The following is a 15,503-nucleotide window of genomic DNA, read 5'->3' as shown; positions in this document are numbered from 1 at the left end:
AAGGCAGGTTCCCACGTGTTACTCACCCGTGCGCCACTAAGGCCGAAGCCTTCGTTCGACTTGCATGTGTTAGGCATGCCGCCAGCGTTCGTTCTGAGCCAGGATCAAACTCTCAGGTTCAGATCGCAGCCGAAGCCACGACTGACAGGACCGCCTAGGCGATCTCCTGAAACGTCGATACTGTTACAGTTTCTCTGCTCAAAAGATGCACAGACGATCCTCATTGTGCCGATCCCCAAAGGAACCCAGCACCCCAAGGCCGCAACGGCTACCAACTGCCGCCGCCTGCGCATCCCTTCTCACAACACGGTATAAACTTGTCAAAGAACCCGCCCGATGCAGAAACCGCTGCTCCGGCGAACCTCTGGGGTTCGACCGTCAAGCGCCGGTTTGTCGGGCTTCCCGTTCGCGTGTCGGTCGCTGCCGTTTCGGCGGCGCCGGCGTCGTTCGCGTCGGGAGGCGTCTTATATGCGGCCCAACCCGGACTGCGCAAGAACTTTCTGCATCGGATGGCAAAAAATTTTGGCCTGCTCCTGTGGCCGGACTGCGGCGCCGGGTGGGCACCGCACGAGGCCGGTCTGAAGGCAGCCGGTCAGACCCCAGTTGGTCAGACCATGGAGTCCAGTTCGCGGCGGCGGGCATTGGTCAGGCCGAGGCGGGAGGCGAGGTAGGCCAGATACTGGCGGTCGACCTCACTGCCACCGCGCACCGCCAGTTCGGACGCGAGATAGACCTGCTCGGCCGTCTCGGGATCGCGGACGTCGCGGACGATCTGGTCCAGCGGCCGCGGGGACCGCAGTTCGGCCTCGACGATGCGCCGGTCCTCCGGCTCGGCCTGGGCGGCGTCGAGGCTGTCGAGGATGCGCCGCTGCTCGTCGGGCGAGATGTGGCCGTCGGCATTGGCCGCCGCGATCATCGCGCGGATCAGCAGCAGCGCCTTGGCGTCGCCGAGATCGGGTTCCGGCTGGCCGCCACGCAGCACCCCGGCCAGACGGTCGCCCAAACCGCCGGCCGCGCCGGCCCCTCCCAGCACACTGCCGAGCGTACCGCCCCCGGAACCGGCAATCGGTCCCCCTGCCGCACCGCCAAGACCGAGCCGGTCGAGAAGCCCTCCCAGCGGTCCGCCCGCTGCCGGAGCCGAGGTTGGAGCCGGTCCAGACGGCGGATGGCCGGAGGTGGCGGGTGCCTTGCTGTCCTGATAAGCCCGGTAGGCGAGATAGGCGAGCGAGGCGAGGCCTGCCTTCTGAAGCAACCCCGAACCGGCGGCCGGGACATGGGGCATGCCATGGCCGTGGCCGTAATAGCCCTTCATCTTCTTTTTGCCCTTCTTGCCGAGGAGCAAGGGCATGGCGGCGGCGAAGGCCGGCCCGCGACCGGTGCGGCCGGCCAACCCGTTGGCCAGGATGACGCCGAGGACTTTGCTCAGGTTGCTCATCGTTCCCTTCCCTACCGGCTGCGGATGACAGGCCCCGGCTGCGGACGGGAGCCGCGACCGGGAGCCGTAGAGATGGGGACGGTCCCGGTCATTGAAACCGGCATCACCCGCAAGAGCGGCGGGGCAGAAGCGGCGGGAAGGCCGGGGGCAACCGTTCGGACGGCGCCCCCGGCATCACAGACTGGGCATCACATGCGGGGCGTCACTTGACGAGCGGGCAGCCGCTGTCCTTCGGGTCGACGTAGGCCTGCGCGCCGGGAACGGTCTTCAGGATCTTGAAGTAATCCCAGGCGTACTTCGACTCTGCCGGCGTCTTCACCTGCGCCAGATACATGTCGTCGAAGACGCGGCCGTTGGCGGCGATCTTCACCTCCTTCATCATCATGTCGGTGACCGGCATGGCGCGCATCCTGGCCGCCACCTTGTCGGGATCGTCGGTGCCCAGTTCCTGCACCGCCTTCAGGTAATGGCGGACCGACGAATAGACGCCGGCCTGGTTCATCGACGGCTTGCGGCCGGTCCGCTCCTCGAACTTCTTCGACCAGCCCCGGGTTTCCTCGGTCATGTCCCAGTAGAAGGAATTCGCCAGCATCAGGCCCTGCGAGGTCTCCAGCCCGAGCGCCTGGATATCGTTGATGTTCAGCAGCAGCCCCGCCAGCGTCTGGCCGCCCTGGGGAATGCCGAACTCGGCCGCCTGCTTGACGCCGTTGATGGTGTCGCCGCCGGCATTGGCGAAGGCGACCACCTCGGCCCCCGATGCCTGCGCCTGCAACAGGTAGGAGGAGAAGTCGGACGCCCCCAGCGGATGGCGCACGCTGCCCTTGATGGTGCCGCCCAGCTGCTTGACCGTGTTGGCCGCCTCGGCTTCCAGCGAATGGCCGAAGGCGTAGTCGGCGGTGATGAAGAACCAGTTCTTGCGGCCCTGCTCGACCAGCGCGCGGGCGGTGGCGGAGGCCACGGCATGGTTGTCCCAGGTCCACTGGAAGCCGTAGGGGCTGCATTCCTTGCCGGTCAGGTCGGTCGAACCGGGGCCGGACATCAGGAACAGCCGCTTCTTGTCGCGCGTGATCGCCTGCACCGCCAATGCTGCGGCGGAGTTGGGCACGTCGGCGACGACGTCGACCTTCTCGGTGTCGATCCACTGGCGGGCCAGGTTGGCGGCGATGTCCGCCTTGTTCTGGTGGTCGCCGACGATGATCTCGATCTTCGTGCCGTTCACGGCATTGCCGAATTCCTCGGCGGCCATCCGGGCCGCAACCGCCGAGCCTTCGCCGTTGATGTCGGCGTAGATGCCGGAGCGGTCGGACAGCATGCCGATCTTGACGACGTTGTCGGACATCTGGGCCTGGGCGGCGCCGGACGCCAGGACAGCCAGGGCGGTGCCGGCGAGAAGCCCGGCAACAAGCGGTTTACGCATGGTTCGCTCCCCAATTGGACAGTTCTTGGTGTTTTGGTTTTGCTGTTTCGGACACCCGTCCCGGCTGGACGGCCGGGAGGCGGGGATCAATGGGTGGTATAGCCGCCATCGACGGGAAGGGCCGCTCCGGTGATCGACCCCGCGGCGTCGGAACACAGGAAGGCGATGGCGGACGCGACCTCCTCCGGGGCGATCAGCCGGCCGGTCGGCATTCTTTCCAGGAACACCGCCCGCAGCACCTGATCCTCCGGGAGGCCGGTGACCTGCGCCTGCTGGGCGATCTGGCGCTCGATGATGGGGGTCAGCACCGTTCCCGGGCAGATCGCATTGCAGGTGATGCCGTTGGGCGCCAGCTCGATCGACACCGACTTGGTCAGGCCGATGATGCCATGCTTGGCGGCGACATAGGCCGGCTTGTGCGGCGCGCCGACCATGCCCAGCACCGAGGCGGTGTTGACGATGCGCCCCCAGCCCCGCTCCCGCATCGACGGCACCGCCGCCTTGATGGCATGGAAGGCGGCGCTGAGATTGACCGCCAGCAGCAGGTCCCACTTGTCGTCGGGGAACTCGTCCAATGCCGCGACATGCTGGACACCGGCATTGTTCACCAGGATGTCGACCGGTCCCAGCCGGTCGGCGGCGTCGGCCATCATGGCGCGCACCTCCTCCGGCCGGCTGAGGTCGGCGGCGGAATAGACGATCCGGCGGCCGGTCCGCTCGGCGATCTCGGCACAGTCGCGGTCGATCTCCGCGCGGTCGCCGAAGCCGTTGACCATCACGTCGCAGCCGCGGCCGGCAAGCTCCCGCACCGTCGCCAGACCGATGCCGCTGGTGGACCCGGTAACGACGGCTATTCTGTTCTGCATGTCTCTTCGTTCCTCGGTCGGATGATTGCGCGTCAGAACGCCACCTGATCGGCGCCCTTCAGGTCGAGCATGGCGCGCGCCTCTTCCGGGGTGGCGACCTCCAGCGACAGCTCCTCCAGGATGCGGCGGATCTTCGCCACCTGCTCGGCACTGTTGCGGGCCAGCCGGCCCTTGGCGAGATAGAGGCTGTCCTCCAGCCCGACGCGGACGTTGCCGCCCATCACCGCGGCCATGGTGGTGAAGGGGATCTGGTGGCGGCCGGCGGCCAGCACCGACCATTCGTAATCCTTGCCGAACAGGCGGTCGGCGGTCTCGCGCATGAAGACGAGGTTGCGCTCCTCCGCCCCGATGCCGCCGAGAATCCCGAAGATGGTCTGGATGAAGAGCGGCGTCTTCACCAGCCCGCGGTCGAGGAAATGCGCGAGATTGTAGAGATGCCCGACATCGTAGCACTCGAATTCGAAGCGGGTGCCGCAGCCCTCGCCGAGATGTTCGAGGATATAGGCGATGTCGCGGAAGGTGTTGCGGAAGATGAAGTCGTCGGTGCTGCGAAGATAGGGCTCCTCCCAATCGTGCTTCCAGTTCTTGTAGCGGTCGGCCAGCGGGAAGATGCCGAAATTCATCGACCCCATGTTGAGCGAACACATCTCCGGCTTGGCCAGCAGCGGGGCGGCGAGGCGTTCCTGCACCGTCATGTTGAGCGAGCCGCCGGTGGTGATGTTCAGCACCGCATCGGTGGACTGTTTCAGCCGCGGCAGGAACTCCATGAACACCGCCGGGTCGGGCGTCGGCTGGCCGGTGCGGGGATCGCGGGCGTGCAGATGCAGGATCGCCGCCCCGGCCTCCGCCGCGCCGACGCCCTGTTCGACGATCTCGTCGGGCGTGACCGGCAGGGCGTCCGACATGGTGGGGGTGTGGATCGATCCGGTCAGCGCGCAGCTGATGATGACCTTTTTCTTCGATGCGGCCATGCAAGGCCCTCCTGTGCTGGTCCGGGCGGGAAGGCCCGGATGGTTCGGAATGTTCGGCAGCGATTTTCGGCGGATGGCGGCTATCCGCGCTCAAGCTCATCGAGGCGCTGGAGATGGGCGGCGAGACGGGCGGCAATCTCCTCCCGCTGCCCCTCGCTCCAGACCCGGAAACCGGCGCCGGTCTTCATGCCGAGCCGCCCGGAGGCGACCAGTTCGCTGAGAAGGGGCTGCGGGCCCGGCGTGCGGTCGAGGTCGGGCAGGACATGGCCGTGGACTGCCAGCGTCAGGTCGGTGCCGACCAGATCGGCATTCTCCAGCGGCCCCAGCACGGCGAGCCGCCGGCCGAAGCTGGCCTTGACCACGGTGTCGACCGTCTCGGCGTCGCACACGCCGTCCTGAACCAGCGCGATGGCCTCGCGCCACAGCGCATGCTGCAGGCGGTTGCCGATGAAGCCGGGAACATCCTTGCGGACCTCCACGGGCAGCTTGCCGATGGACCTCAGCAGGCCGGTTATCGCGGCGACCGCCGCGTCGGCGGTGTCACGCGTCCGCACCACCTCGACCAGCGGGATCAGGTGGGCCGGGTTCCACCAATGGGTGCCGAGCGCGCGGGTGCGGTCGTGCAGCGGTTCCATGATCCGGGTGATCGGGATGACCGACGTGTTGCTGGCGAGGAGCGCATGGGGCGGCGCCGCCGCTTCCGCCGCCGCCAGGATGCGCTGCTTGAGGGCGAGATCCTCCGGCACCGCCTCGATGACGATGTCGGCGGCGGCCACGGCCTCCTCCAGCGTCTCGTGCGGCCGGATACGGTCGGCGATGGCGGTGTCCTGACCGAGGTCACCGAGGGTCCGGCGGATGCGGTCGAGAATGCCGGCCCGGCGAACGGCATCGGGTTCCTGAATCTCGACGCGATGGCCGGCGGCGGCGAAGGCCTGCGCGATCCCCTGCCCCATCATCCCGGCGCCGATGATGGCGATGCGCTGGTGTGTCATGGTCTGTGCATTCCCCCATCCCGCGTGACCGGCGCCCATTGAGCGTTGCTCTGATTGTTCGCTATGAACACTGTTTGGAACGCTTGGTAAGCAATGGCTGTGCCAGGAAGCCAAGTGACTGTTAAGTCAGGATTTTGTTGAAAGCCTGCTCAAGCATGCTGGCCCGGTGTTTGCGAGCGCGTACAGCCCGGCCCGCCAGGACGCCCGGTTTCCCTGGAAATCAGCCCTTCCGTCGTGTTCATTTTTCTGACAGATAATGTGCGCAATATTGACAGTCCGCATCAGGGAGGGCTGGGAATGCAAACGGATCGAAGCGAACAGTTCGCGGCGGCGTGCGCGTTGATGGCGATGGTCGACGAGATGATCGACGGTGCCCTGCTGGTCGACCGCGACGCCCGCATCGTGTGGTCTAACGACAAGCATGTCTGGTTCACTGAAAAGCTGATGGCGCAGCTGGGGCTCCAGTCACGGGAGGACGCCATCGGCCAGCCGGTGGAGCGCGTCATCCCGCACAGCCGGATGCGCGAGGTGGTGGAAACCGGCCGGTCGATGCCGCTCGACATCATGCGCTATGGCGAACACACGCTGCTGGTCAGCCGCCTGCCGCTGCGTGACGAGACCGGCGAGGTCATCGGCGCGCTCGCCTTCGCCCTGAAGAACAGCCTGACCTATCTGCGCCCCATCGCCGACCGCTTCAACAAGCTGCAATCCCGGCTGACCCGGGTCGAGCAGGAACTGGCGGCCAGCCGGGCGTCGAAATACACGGTCGAGAACCTGATCGGCTTCAGCCCGGCGATGCTCCAGGTCAAGCGGTTGGTGCGCCGGGCCGGCCAGATCAATTCGGCGGTGCTGCTGCTGGGCGAGACCGGCACCGGCAAGGAGTTGGTGGCGCAGTCGATCCATGCCTGCTCCGACCGCGCCCACCGCCCCTTCGTCGGCGTCAACACCGCCGCCATCCCGGAAAACCTGCTGGAGGCGGAGTTCTTCGGCGTCGCCCCCGGCGCCTACACCGGCGCCGGCCGCCAGCCGCGCCCCGGCAAGTTCCAGCTGGCCGACGGCGGCACGCTGTTCCTCGACGAGATCGGCGACATGCCGCTGCCGTTGCAGGCCAAGCTGCTGCGCGCCCTGCAGGAACGCGAGGTCGAGCCGCTGGGCTCCAACCAGGTGGTCAAGGTCGATGTCCGCATCATCGCGGCGACCAGCCGGCCGCTGGCCGAGATGGTGCGCAGCGGCGCCTTCCGGCCGGACCTCTATTACCGGCTGAACGTCTTCCCGATCCAGCTGCCGGCACTGCGCGACCGCAGGGACGACCTGGAGATCCTCGCCTCGCTCTTTTCGGAGAAGGTCGCGCTCAGCCTCGACCAGCCGATGCGCGACCTCACGCCCTCGGCGCTCGACGCGCTGCGGCGCCATGACTGGCCCGGCAACATCCGCGAACTGGCCAATGTCATCGAACAGGTCTATGTGCGCACCGAAGGCGACCGCATCCTCGCCGACGACTTCGCCGACATCCTGCCGGACGCTCCGCTCGACCGCCCCGCCGCGGTGGAGGGAAGACGCCCGCTGGCTGCGGCGATGGACGATCTGGAACGGTCGCTGATCCTGGAGGCGCTTGCCGACTGCCGGGGCAACAAGCTGGAGGCCGCCCGCAGCCTCGGCCTGTCGCGCACCAACCTCTACGCGAAACTGCGCAAGCACGGCATTCCGGTGCAGCCGGACGACTGAGGTTGGCGGAGCCGGTCAGCGGGGTTGCTGCGTCCTCCGGCGAACGCCGCACCGTGCCCCTGGACGGCGAACGCCCCGCTTCTGGTGAAGCGGGACGTCCGGAAGCAGTGGACCGACGGCCGTTTGCGGCGGTCACATCAGCTTCGCCATCGCGATCAGCGACAGGGTGACGGTGATGGCGCCGCCGATCCGGGTCGCGACCTGGGCAAAGGGCATCAGCTGCATCCGGTTGGCCGCCGTCAGGATGGCGACGTCGCCGGTGCCGCCCTGGCCGCAGTTGCAGGAATTGATGATCGCGGTTTCGATCGGGTACATCTTGACCATGCGGCCGACGATGAAGCCGACGCTCATGTGCGTCGCCACCGTGCAGAAGATGATGATCAGGTTCTGGATGGTGAAGGCGGACATCAGCTTGTCCCACGGCGTCACCGCGACACCCATGGCGAACAGCAGCGGATAGGTGACCGCGACCTGGAAGAACTTGTAGACGACGCCGGCACCGGCCTCCAGCGACGGCGAAGCGAGCTGGAACACCTTGATCAGCACGGCGATGAACAGCATCGCCACCGGGGCCGGCAGGCCGACGATCTTCTGGGCCATGACGCCCATCAGATAGAGGGTGACGGCGAACAGCCCGGCCGCGGCGACGGTGTTGGCATCGACGGGACCGCTGCTCCTGGCCGTCGTCCTGGTGAAATCGGCGCCGCCGGGCTGGAGCTGGCCGTTGCCGGTCAGCTGCGGCATGCGCTTGCCGATGAAGTTCAGCAGGCCCGACATCAGGATCGCCATCAGGCTGCCCAGCATGACCATCGGCAGCACCTGCGCGAAGATCTCGCCCTGGTTGCCGTTCATGATCTCGGCATAGCCCATCGACAGCGGGATGGCGCCCTCGCCGACGCCGCCCGACATGATCGGAACGACGATGAAGAAGAAGGTGTGCTTGGGATCGAGGCCGAGCAGGCTGCCGACCAGCGTGCCGACGCAGGCGGCGGCGATGGCACCGCTGGCGAGCGGCGCGAAGATCTTGAAGAAGCCCTTCACCAGCGCGTCGCGGTTCATGCTGAGCACACTGCCGACGATGATGCAGGCGATGAACAGATAGAGGAAGTTGGTGAATTTGGTGAAATCGACCACCGCCTTCAGCATCGGCGCCGGCAGCACCTGATAATAGGCCAGTGCGGAGGGGATGAAGGTGGCGAAGATCGCCGCGGCGCCGATGTGGCGGAACACCGGAAGGCGCTTGCCCAGCTCGCCACAGCTGAAGCCGCAGACCGCCAGCACGGCGATCATCATGTTGATCTCGTGGGTCAGCGATCCGGTCGCGACCGCCCCGGCGAACACCGCGAGCAGAACCACGAACACCGGGATCGGAACGATGCCGACACGCTGGTCGAGCAGCCCCCACCAGACCTCGCGCCAGGACCGGCGGGCGGCGGACGCGGACGAGCCGGGCTCGTCGAGCGGAATGGAGGCAAAGGAGACTTCACTGGGCATGGTGTCCTCCGGACATTCGGTTTTGTTTGCGCTCCGGCAGCGGTCGACAATGACGGGACGGGACGCTGCCGGGTCCGGTCCTGGGCTGGATGGCTGGAAACAATCGCTGCAGAGCGTTTCGCAGCGCTGCGATTCAATCGTGAAAAAATAAGGCGTGACGATTGGACGACAAAAATGCCGTTTTTCTTACCGATGAACACAAAACATCAATATTGAATCGAGAAAAAACGCATCTATATGTTCCGAAATCATCCATCTCCTGACGCTTATCCCTCAAAACCTCCAATGAGTTCTTCTATCATTTGGAACTGTCAGAAGCCTGTCAGCGCAGGGAAGGCCGAAGAAAATTTTGAAGAAACTCACTGGCCCCAACTCACTGGCCCTGGATGCGGGCGGCCTCGATATGGCCGACCAGGGCATGCAGAATCCGGAGGCCGTAGGGCCAGGGACCGAAGCCGGCCTCCGCGTTGATGTGCCCGGCCTCGCCGAGATCGACCAGATCGGCCTGCCAGACGCCCGACCAATGGACGGCGCGCGGAAAGCGCATCACCGGGTCGTTGTGGCTCGCCACCACCACGGCGGGCACGCCGAGCGCCAGCGACGGCACCCGCTCCTCCGCCTCGAAACGCGATGGCTCGGCAGGCGCGACCAGCATCAGCCCGGCGATGTCGTGGCTGCGGTCGCCGGCCACACAGCAGGAGGCCAGCGCCCCGAAGCTGTGCCCGACCAGGATGGCCGGACGCGCCCGCTGGCCGAGCAGACGGCGGACGGCGCCGACCCAGCGGTCGATGTCGGGGACGTTCCAGTTGCTCTGGGCGATGCGCAGCCAGAAGGGGTGGCGGGCCTGCCAGAAGCTCTGCCAATGCTCCGGGCCGCTGTCATAGAGCCCCGGCACCAGCACGAAGCTGTAGCGCGTCGACGCTTCCATCAGGGCCGCATCCACCTCGCGCATGTGATCGAACTCCATCGGCCCCGGCGGTCGTCAGCCCGCCCCCCTCTTGTCCGCAACCGTCAATGGCATGGCACCCGGTAAGGAGTGGTCGCCGGCAGGTGGGCCAGGAACCACGTCACCGCCAGCAGGTCGGCGCTGCCGCCGGGGCTGAGGTTGCGGCGGATCGCCCCGTCGTCCAGCGCCGCCAGCCGGTGCAGATAGTCGGGTGCGGCAACCCCGCCGTCCCGGCGCAGGCGCATCGCCTCGCCCTGGAGGAAGGCCAGCCCCGCCAGTCCGCCGCGCGACACCACATTGGTGTCGGGGTTGAAGGCCAGCAGTTCCAGAAGGGCCGCATGCAGCGCCATCCGCGGACCGTGGGGGCGCAGCCGCTCGAAGGCCGGCAGGGCATGGTTCCGCACGGTGGCGAAGCCGGAGGCCGCCTCGCCGCGCGCTCCGGTCAGGCCGTGGCGGCGGTAAAGATGCTCGCCCGCCGTACCGGCCTCCCCCGGCCGCCGCAGTTCCCCGACCACCTCAGCGCAGATCGCCGCCACCTCCGCGCACAGCGGCTCGCGGCGCAGCGCCCGCCCCTGCCCCGCCAGCCTGCCGGCGGCGGCGCAGAGCAGGCCGAAGGCGAAGATGCTGCCCTTGTGGGTGTTGACCCCGCCGGTGGCATGCAACATGACCCTCTCGCAGGCCATGCCGTCGGCGCGGATCCCCGCCAGGAACAGATCGGCCGGCACGGCGCAACCCTCCAGCCCGCGCTCGAAGAACCGGCGGAACCACGGGGCGATGGCGCGGGCCGACGCCAGGAAGCTCGACAAATCCATGTCGCGGTGAGAGCCGCAATTGCGGCGGTCCACCAGACCCGGCTTCGGCGTCAGCAGCAGCTCGCGCAGCAGCGAGCGGTGGGCCAGATGCGCAAGGGCGAAACCGAGCGAGCGCTCGCCTTCCCTTCCGCCAAGGCCAGGGTCCACAAGCGACCCTTCGGCAATCCCGACCCGGTCTTCAACGGGTGCGATAGGCATTCACCCTCTCCTCGATGGCCGCCAGAAGCTCGTCCAGCGGATGGCGGCGCGAGCGGGCGCAGCCATGGGCCGGCTCCCCGCACACCAGACAGCGCCGCGGCGCCAGCCCCAGCGCGCTGCGCGACAGGCCGCCCTGCACCGGACACAGCACGTCCAGATCCCACAGCCGGCCCAGCGGATGGTCGTCCTCCAGGGTCGCTGCCGCCCATTTCAGCACGCGGGCCTCGGTATCGACGGCATAGAGCGCCTCCAGCCCGGTCGGCTCCCGCACCGGCAGACGGGCCGGCACCGGCCAGCCGGTGCGGCGGAACAGCCGGTCCAGCTCGCCGGCCGCCGTCTCCATCACGAAACGGCTGGTCGCCGTCACCTTGACCGGCCCCGGCGTCACCAGCGTCACCGACAGCAGCGGCAGGCCATGGCGGGCGAACAGCGCCTGCTGCCGCTCGGCCCGGCGGTCGCGCGCCTCCAGCATGTCGGCCAGCGAGACGGCCATCCCGTCCATGGCCATCCCGTCCATAATCGTCAGCCCTTCACCTGACGGACGATGTCGATCACGCTGCCGTCGCGGTAGCGGACGATCCCGACCACCTTGTCGAGGAACTCGATGGGCCGCGGCTCGCCGGTCAGGGATTCCGCACGCTGCTGCAACGCCTCGATGGTCATCACCGGCAGGCCGGCGGCCTTCAGCCGCTGGACGATCTCCGGGCGGCGCGGGTTGACGGCGATGCCGTGGTCGGTCACCAGCACGCCGATGCACTCGCCCGGAGTCACCACCGTGGTGCAGCGGCGCACCACGGTCGGGATGCGGCTGCGGATCAGCGGCGCCACCACGATGGACAGGTTGGCCGCCGCCGCCACGTCGGAATGCCCGCCCGACGCCCCGCGCATCACCCCGTCGGACCCGGTGATGACGTTGACGTTGAAATCGAGGTCGATCTCCAGGGCGCTCAGGATCACCAGATCCATCTGGTCGACATAGGCGCCCTTCGAGCCGGCATTGGCATATTCGTTGGTCGAGATCTCGATGTGGTTGGGCGAGGTGCGCAGCGATTCCGCCGCGTCGCCGTCGAAGCTCTGGGTGTCGATCACCCGTTCGATCAGGCCCTTCTTATGAAGATCCACGATGCCGCCGGTGATGCCACCCAGCGCGAAGCCGGCGGTGATCCCCGTCTTGCGCATGTAGCCTTCGAGGAAACGGGTCGTCGCCGTGGCCGACGCGCCCGAGCCGGTCTGCATCGAGAAGCCCTGCTCGAAATAGCCGGAATGCACCATCACCTCGGCCGACAGCCGGGCGATCAGCAGCTCGCGCGGGTTGGTGGTGATGCGGGCGGCACCGACGCTGATCTTCGACGGGTCGCCGATCTGCTCGACCTTCACCACATAATCGACCTCGTCCTGCGACAGGCTGGCCGGCGCGTTGGGGAAGGGCACGATCTCCTCGGCCAGCAGAATCACCGTGCCGGCATGGCGGGCGTCCACCTTGGCGTAGCCGAGCGAGCCGCAGCGCGAGCGGCCGCTGATGCCGTTGGCGTTGCCGAAACAATCGGCGGTCGAGACGCCGAGGAAGGCGACGTCGATGTTAAGCTCGCCGTCCTGGATCAGCTTCACCCGCCCGCCGTGGGAGTGGATGTTGACAGGATGCGCCATCAGCCCGTGGCTGATCGCCTCGGCCAGCTTGCCGCGCATGCCCGACGTGTAGATGCGGCTGATGACGCCGTTGCGGATATGCTCGATCAGCGGCGCGTTGCAGCTGAGCAGCGACGACGGCGCCAGCGTCAGGTCCCTGAAGCCCAGGCGGGCCAGCAGATCGACCACGGTGTTGATCGTCTTGTCGCCTTCGCGGAAGGCATGATGGAAGGAGATGGTCATCCCGTCCTTCAGGCCGGAACGCCGGATGGCGTCCTCCAGCGACGGGCAGACCTTGCGGGAGCGCTTCAGCTCCGGGTCCTTCAGATGGGGGGTCCGGCTGGCGAACCCGTCGAAGCGGGGCAACCGGTCCAGCAGGTCGAAAGCAAGGTCGGTCACGGCAGAGCACTCCAGTTCACTTGCGGGTTCCCGACGCCTCGGCCCGCTGCAGCACACGGCGCGCGTGGTCGATGACGGGACCGTCGATCATCTTTCCGTTGAGCGAGACGACGCCCAGCCCCTTGCGCTCGCCCTCCGCCGCCGCGGCGACGACGCGGCCGGCATATTCGACCTCTTCCTCGGTCGGGGCGTAGGCGTTGTGCAGAAGCTCGATCTGGCGTGGGTTGATCAGCGACTTGCCGTTGAAGCCCAGCCGCTTGATCAGGTCGACCTCCTTCAAGAAGCCGGCCTCGTCGTTCAGGTCGGACCACACCACGTCGAAGGCGTCGATCTTGGCGGCGCGGGCGGCGTGCAGCACGGCGCAGCGGGCATAGAACAGCTCGGTGCCGTCGCCGCGCTCGGTCTGCATGTCCATGACATAGTCGAAGCCGGCCAGCGCGATGCCGGTCAGCCGCGGCGACGCCTTGGCGATGGACAGCGCGTTGATGACGCCGCTGGCGCTTTCGATGGCCGCCATCAGTTTGGTCGATCCGACCTCGCGGCCGCAGGCGCGCTCGATGCGCTCGACCTCGCGCTCCAGCAGCTCGACATCCTCGGCGCAGTCGGTCTTGGGCAGGCGGACGACATCGACGCCGGCCCGCACCGCCGCCTCCAGGTCGAGATGGCCGAAGGGCGTGTTGAGCGGGTTGATGCGCACCACCGTCTCGGTCTCGCGGTAAACCGGCAGTTGCAGGGCATGGAAGACCAGCAGGCGGGCGGAATCCTTCTCGCGCAGCGAGACCGCGTCCTCCAGGTCGAACATGATCGAGTCCGGCTTGTAGACGAACGCGGTGCTGAGCATCGCGGCGTTGGCGCCGGGCAGGAAAAGCATGCTGCGGCGGAGCTTCATGACAGCGCACTCCAGTCGATGGTTTGGGCCTCGGCCCCGCGCATCACCGCCGTCTGGACGCGGGCCTGGATGGCGCAGTCGAGCGCGCCCTTGTCCTCGACCACCACCAGCCCGGCGGTGACGCCGAGCCGGGCCAGCGTGTCGCGCACGACGCGGTCGATCTGGAGACCGAACTGCTGCATGACCTCGCTGCTGATGACGACTTCCAGCCCGGTGCCCGAGCCGGGCGATACCTTGACCAGCAGGTCGCTCGATTCGAGCGTGCCCGCCAGGGCCTCCTTCACGATCTTCATCGGTCCCACTCCAGAGGACCCGGCGGCGGACGCACCAAGCGTCGCGCCGCCGGGCCGGTTCAGATGCCGGCCGCCACGGCCCGGCGCGCCGGCGCGTCGGGCTCGCCGCCGTGACCCAGCGGGTCGGGGGCGAACGGCAGGATTTTCGACAGGTATTTCTCGCGCAGCAGCTCGAAGGTCGGCGCCGGCACCAGGGCGCGGATGCGGTCGAGGTCGCGGCTGCGCAGAAGGCGCCGCACCTCCGACGCCGAGATCGGCGTGCCGCCCGACCGGGTGCGCGCCTCCTCGATCACCGTCACCGCCGGGGCCGTGCTGCCGGCCCCCTGCAGCCAGAACTTCATGTCGGCGTTGTATTTGCGCGTGGTTTCGCAGAAGGGCTCGGTGCCGACGAAGCGGTGGGTGATGCCGAGCGCCGGCGCGATGTGGTTGCGGAACAGCAGCAGGTCGATCGCCGTGCAGCAATCGCCGACGACCCCCTTCTCCTTGAAGAAATAGTCGGGGAAGGTGGCGCGCGAGACCATGTATTGCGAGCCGTGGTGCAGGGTCAGCCGCTCGATCCCGCGCACCCCCTGTTCGACCAGCGCGAAGCGGTCGCGGTAGGAAACGAAGGAGACGTCCTCGCTGACCACGAACAGGTGCAGCCAGTCGCACTGCGCCGCCGCCAGCTTCACCAGATACTGGTGGCCCAGCGTGAAGGGGTTGGCGTTGATGACGACGCCGCCGATCCGGGCATCCGGCCGCAGGCCTCGCGGACGCTGGGCGCGCAGCCGGTCGCAATAGGCGCGGATGCCGACCGGCGTGTTCTCCATCAGCGTGACGTAGCCCGGCACCTCGGCCAGCGCATAGAAGCCGCAGCCCTGGAAGAAGGAGACATTTTCCGGCCGGGTGTAGAGGAACAGGTGCGAGTGGCCGCGCTCATAGGCGAGATGGACCACCTCGCTCAGCAGGGTCAGGCTCAGCGATCCGCCGCGCAGATCCGGGTCGATGGCGCAGCATTTGACGATGTTGCTTTCCAGCCCGGCGCAGGCCACCAGCCGGCCGGCGTCGCGGCAGACCACGAAGACCTGGATGTGCTCCTCGTAATCCAGGCCGCAGCGGCCCAGGAGCGCTCTGATGTCCCGGCGCTCCCTGGCGCTGGTCGCCGGATCGACGGCGTAGAAGTCGAGTTCGTCAGTCACGGAGTCATGCTCCTTCTGGAGCTTCCGATAGGGTGGTCGCGGTCTTGTGTGGGTCGGGCACTCCCTTCCCCCGCGCCGGGTAACGACGCCTTGCGGGCGTCCGATATGACCCAGTGTGGACCGGACTTCTGTCAAATCACTGTCAGGCCCGGTTCCCCTGATGGTCCATTTTGTCGCGGCTCATTGCTTCCAGCACGATCGCATTCGACTCCCTCTCCCGCCCCAGGAGAGGGAAGGGGCCCATGGCATCGCCATGGGAAGG

General features: G+C 67.5%; 14 protein-coding genes and 1 rRNA gene. 1 reads left to right on the top strand and 14 read right to left on the bottom strand.

The genetic code is table 11. The annotated features are described in order from the left end of the window. From GBZ48_RS25880 to GBZ48_RS25855, 6 genes are all read right to left on the bottom strand, one after another. Nucleotides 1-120, bottom strand: a 16S ribosomal RNA gene (locus GBZ48_RS25880); the annotation flags it as partial. 487 nt (nt 121-607) lie between these two features. Beyond that, nucleotides 608-1,435 (bottom strand): tellurite resistance TerB family protein, encoded by an 828-nt coding sequence (locus GBZ48_RS25875; protein ID WP_174473649.1) that lies wholly within the window; start codon nt 1,433-1,435, stop codon nt 608-610. 202 nt (nt 1,436-1,637) lie between these two features. Continuing rightward, entirely contained in the window at nt 1,638-2,852 is a 1,215-nt protein-coding gene (locus GBZ48_RS25870) for an ABC transporter substrate-binding protein (protein ID WP_174473648.1), read from the bottom strand. 86 nt (nt 2,853-2,938) lie between these two features. Continuing rightward, nucleotides 2,939-3,718 carry a 3-hydroxybutyrate dehydrogenase gene (locus tag GBZ48_RS25865; protein ID WP_174473647.1) on the bottom strand — a complete coding sequence of 260 codons (780 nt, stop codon included), beginning with the start codon at nt 3,716-3,718 and terminating at the stop codon, nt 2,939-2,941. A gap of 32 nt (nt 3,719-3,750) precedes the next feature. Then, complete coding sequence (gene kce, locus GBZ48_RS25860) at nt 3,751-4,689, bottom strand: 3,5-dioxohexanoate:acetyl-CoA acetone transferase (RefSeq protein WP_109451048.1); 939 nt, start codon at nt 4,687-4,689, stop codon at nt 3,751-3,753. An 80-nt stretch (nt 4,690-4,769) separates the two neighbouring features. Beyond that, on the bottom strand, nt 4,770-5,681 hold the full coding sequence (locus GBZ48_RS25855) for a 3-hydroxyacyl-CoA dehydrogenase family protein (protein WP_174473646.1): 912 nt from the start codon (nt 5,679-5,681) through the stop codon (nt 4,770-4,772). 297 nt (nt 5,682-5,978) lie between these two features. On the opposite strand from GBZ48_RS25855, the gene GBZ48_RS25850 reads away from it, so the two are divergent. Continuing rightward, nucleotides 5,979-7,406, top strand: coding sequence for a sigma-54 interaction domain-containing protein (locus tag GBZ48_RS25850; RefSeq protein WP_174473645.1), 1,428 nt, complete (start codon nt 5,979-5,981; stop codon nt 7,404-7,406). 132 nt (nt 7,407-7,538) lie between these two features. On the opposite strand, the gene GBZ48_RS25845 is transcribed toward GBZ48_RS25850, so the two are convergent. The 8 genes from GBZ48_RS25845 to citC form a co-directional block, all read right to left on the bottom strand. After that, nucleotides 7,539-8,900, bottom strand: coding sequence for a 2-hydroxycarboxylate transporter family protein (locus GBZ48_RS25845; RefSeq protein ID WP_211105893.1), 1,362 nt, complete (start codon nt 8,898-8,900; stop codon nt 7,539-7,541). Between the two features lie 373 nt (nt 8,901-9,273). Further along, the gene (locus GBZ48_RS25840; RefSeq protein WP_174473644.1) at nt 9,274-9,867 is read right to left on the bottom strand and encodes an RBBP9/YdeN family alpha/beta hydrolase; all 594 of its coding nucleotides are present in this window, start codon (nt 9,865-9,867) and stop codon (nt 9,274-9,276) included. A 44-nt stretch (nt 9,868-9,911) separates the two neighbouring features. Next, nucleotides 9,912-10,856 carry a triphosphoribosyl-dephospho-CoA synthase CitG gene (gene citG, locus GBZ48_RS25835; RefSeq protein ID WP_174473643.1) on the bottom strand — a complete coding sequence of 315 codons (945 nt, stop codon included), beginning with the start codon at nt 10,854-10,856 and terminating at the stop codon, nt 9,912-9,914. Then, a complete protein-coding gene (gene citX / locus GBZ48_RS25830) occupies nt 10,837-11,358 on the bottom strand; it encodes a citrate lyase holo-[acyl-carrier protein] synthase (protein ID WP_246307453.1) in 522 nt (173 codons plus the stop codon). The genes citG and citX overlap by 20 nt, the downstream gene beginning before the upstream one ends. A gap of 20 nt (nt 11,359-11,378) precedes the next feature. Then, nucleotides 11,379-12,881, bottom strand: a complete 1,503-nt coding sequence (gene citF, locus GBZ48_RS25825) for a citrate lyase subunit alpha (RefSeq protein ID WP_174473641.1) — start codon at nt 12,879-12,881, stop codon at nt 11,379-11,381. 16 nt (nt 12,882-12,897) lie between these two features. Further along, nucleotides 12,898-13,770 (bottom strand): citrate (pro-3S)-lyase subunit beta, encoded by an 873-nt coding sequence (gene citE, locus GBZ48_RS25820; protein ID WP_174473640.1) that lies wholly within the window; start codon nt 13,768-13,770, stop codon nt 12,898-12,900. Further along, nucleotides 13,767-14,063 (bottom strand): citrate lyase acyl carrier protein, encoded by a 297-nt coding sequence (citD, locus tag GBZ48_RS25815; protein WP_174473639.1) that lies wholly within the window; start codon nt 14,061-14,063, stop codon nt 13,767-13,769. Before citD ends, citE begins: the two co-directional genes overlap by 4 nt. Before the next feature lie 59 nt (nt 14,064-14,122). Next, nucleotides 14,123-15,241, bottom strand: a complete 1,119-nt coding sequence (gene citC / locus GBZ48_RS25810) for a [citrate (pro-3S)-lyase] ligase (RefSeq protein ID WP_174473638.1) — start codon at nt 15,239-15,241, stop codon at nt 14,123-14,125. Between the last annotated feature and the right edge of the window lie 262 nt (nt 15,242-15,503).

It is taken from the genome of Azospirillum melinis, assembly GCF_013340935.1.
GTDB classification, from domain to species: domain Bacteria; phylum Pseudomonadota; class Alphaproteobacteria; order Azospirillales; family Azospirillaceae; genus Azospirillum; species Azospirillum melinis.
Note: the sequence above shows the minus strand (reverse complement) of the source record. Positions and strands in the feature narration are given on the sequence as shown.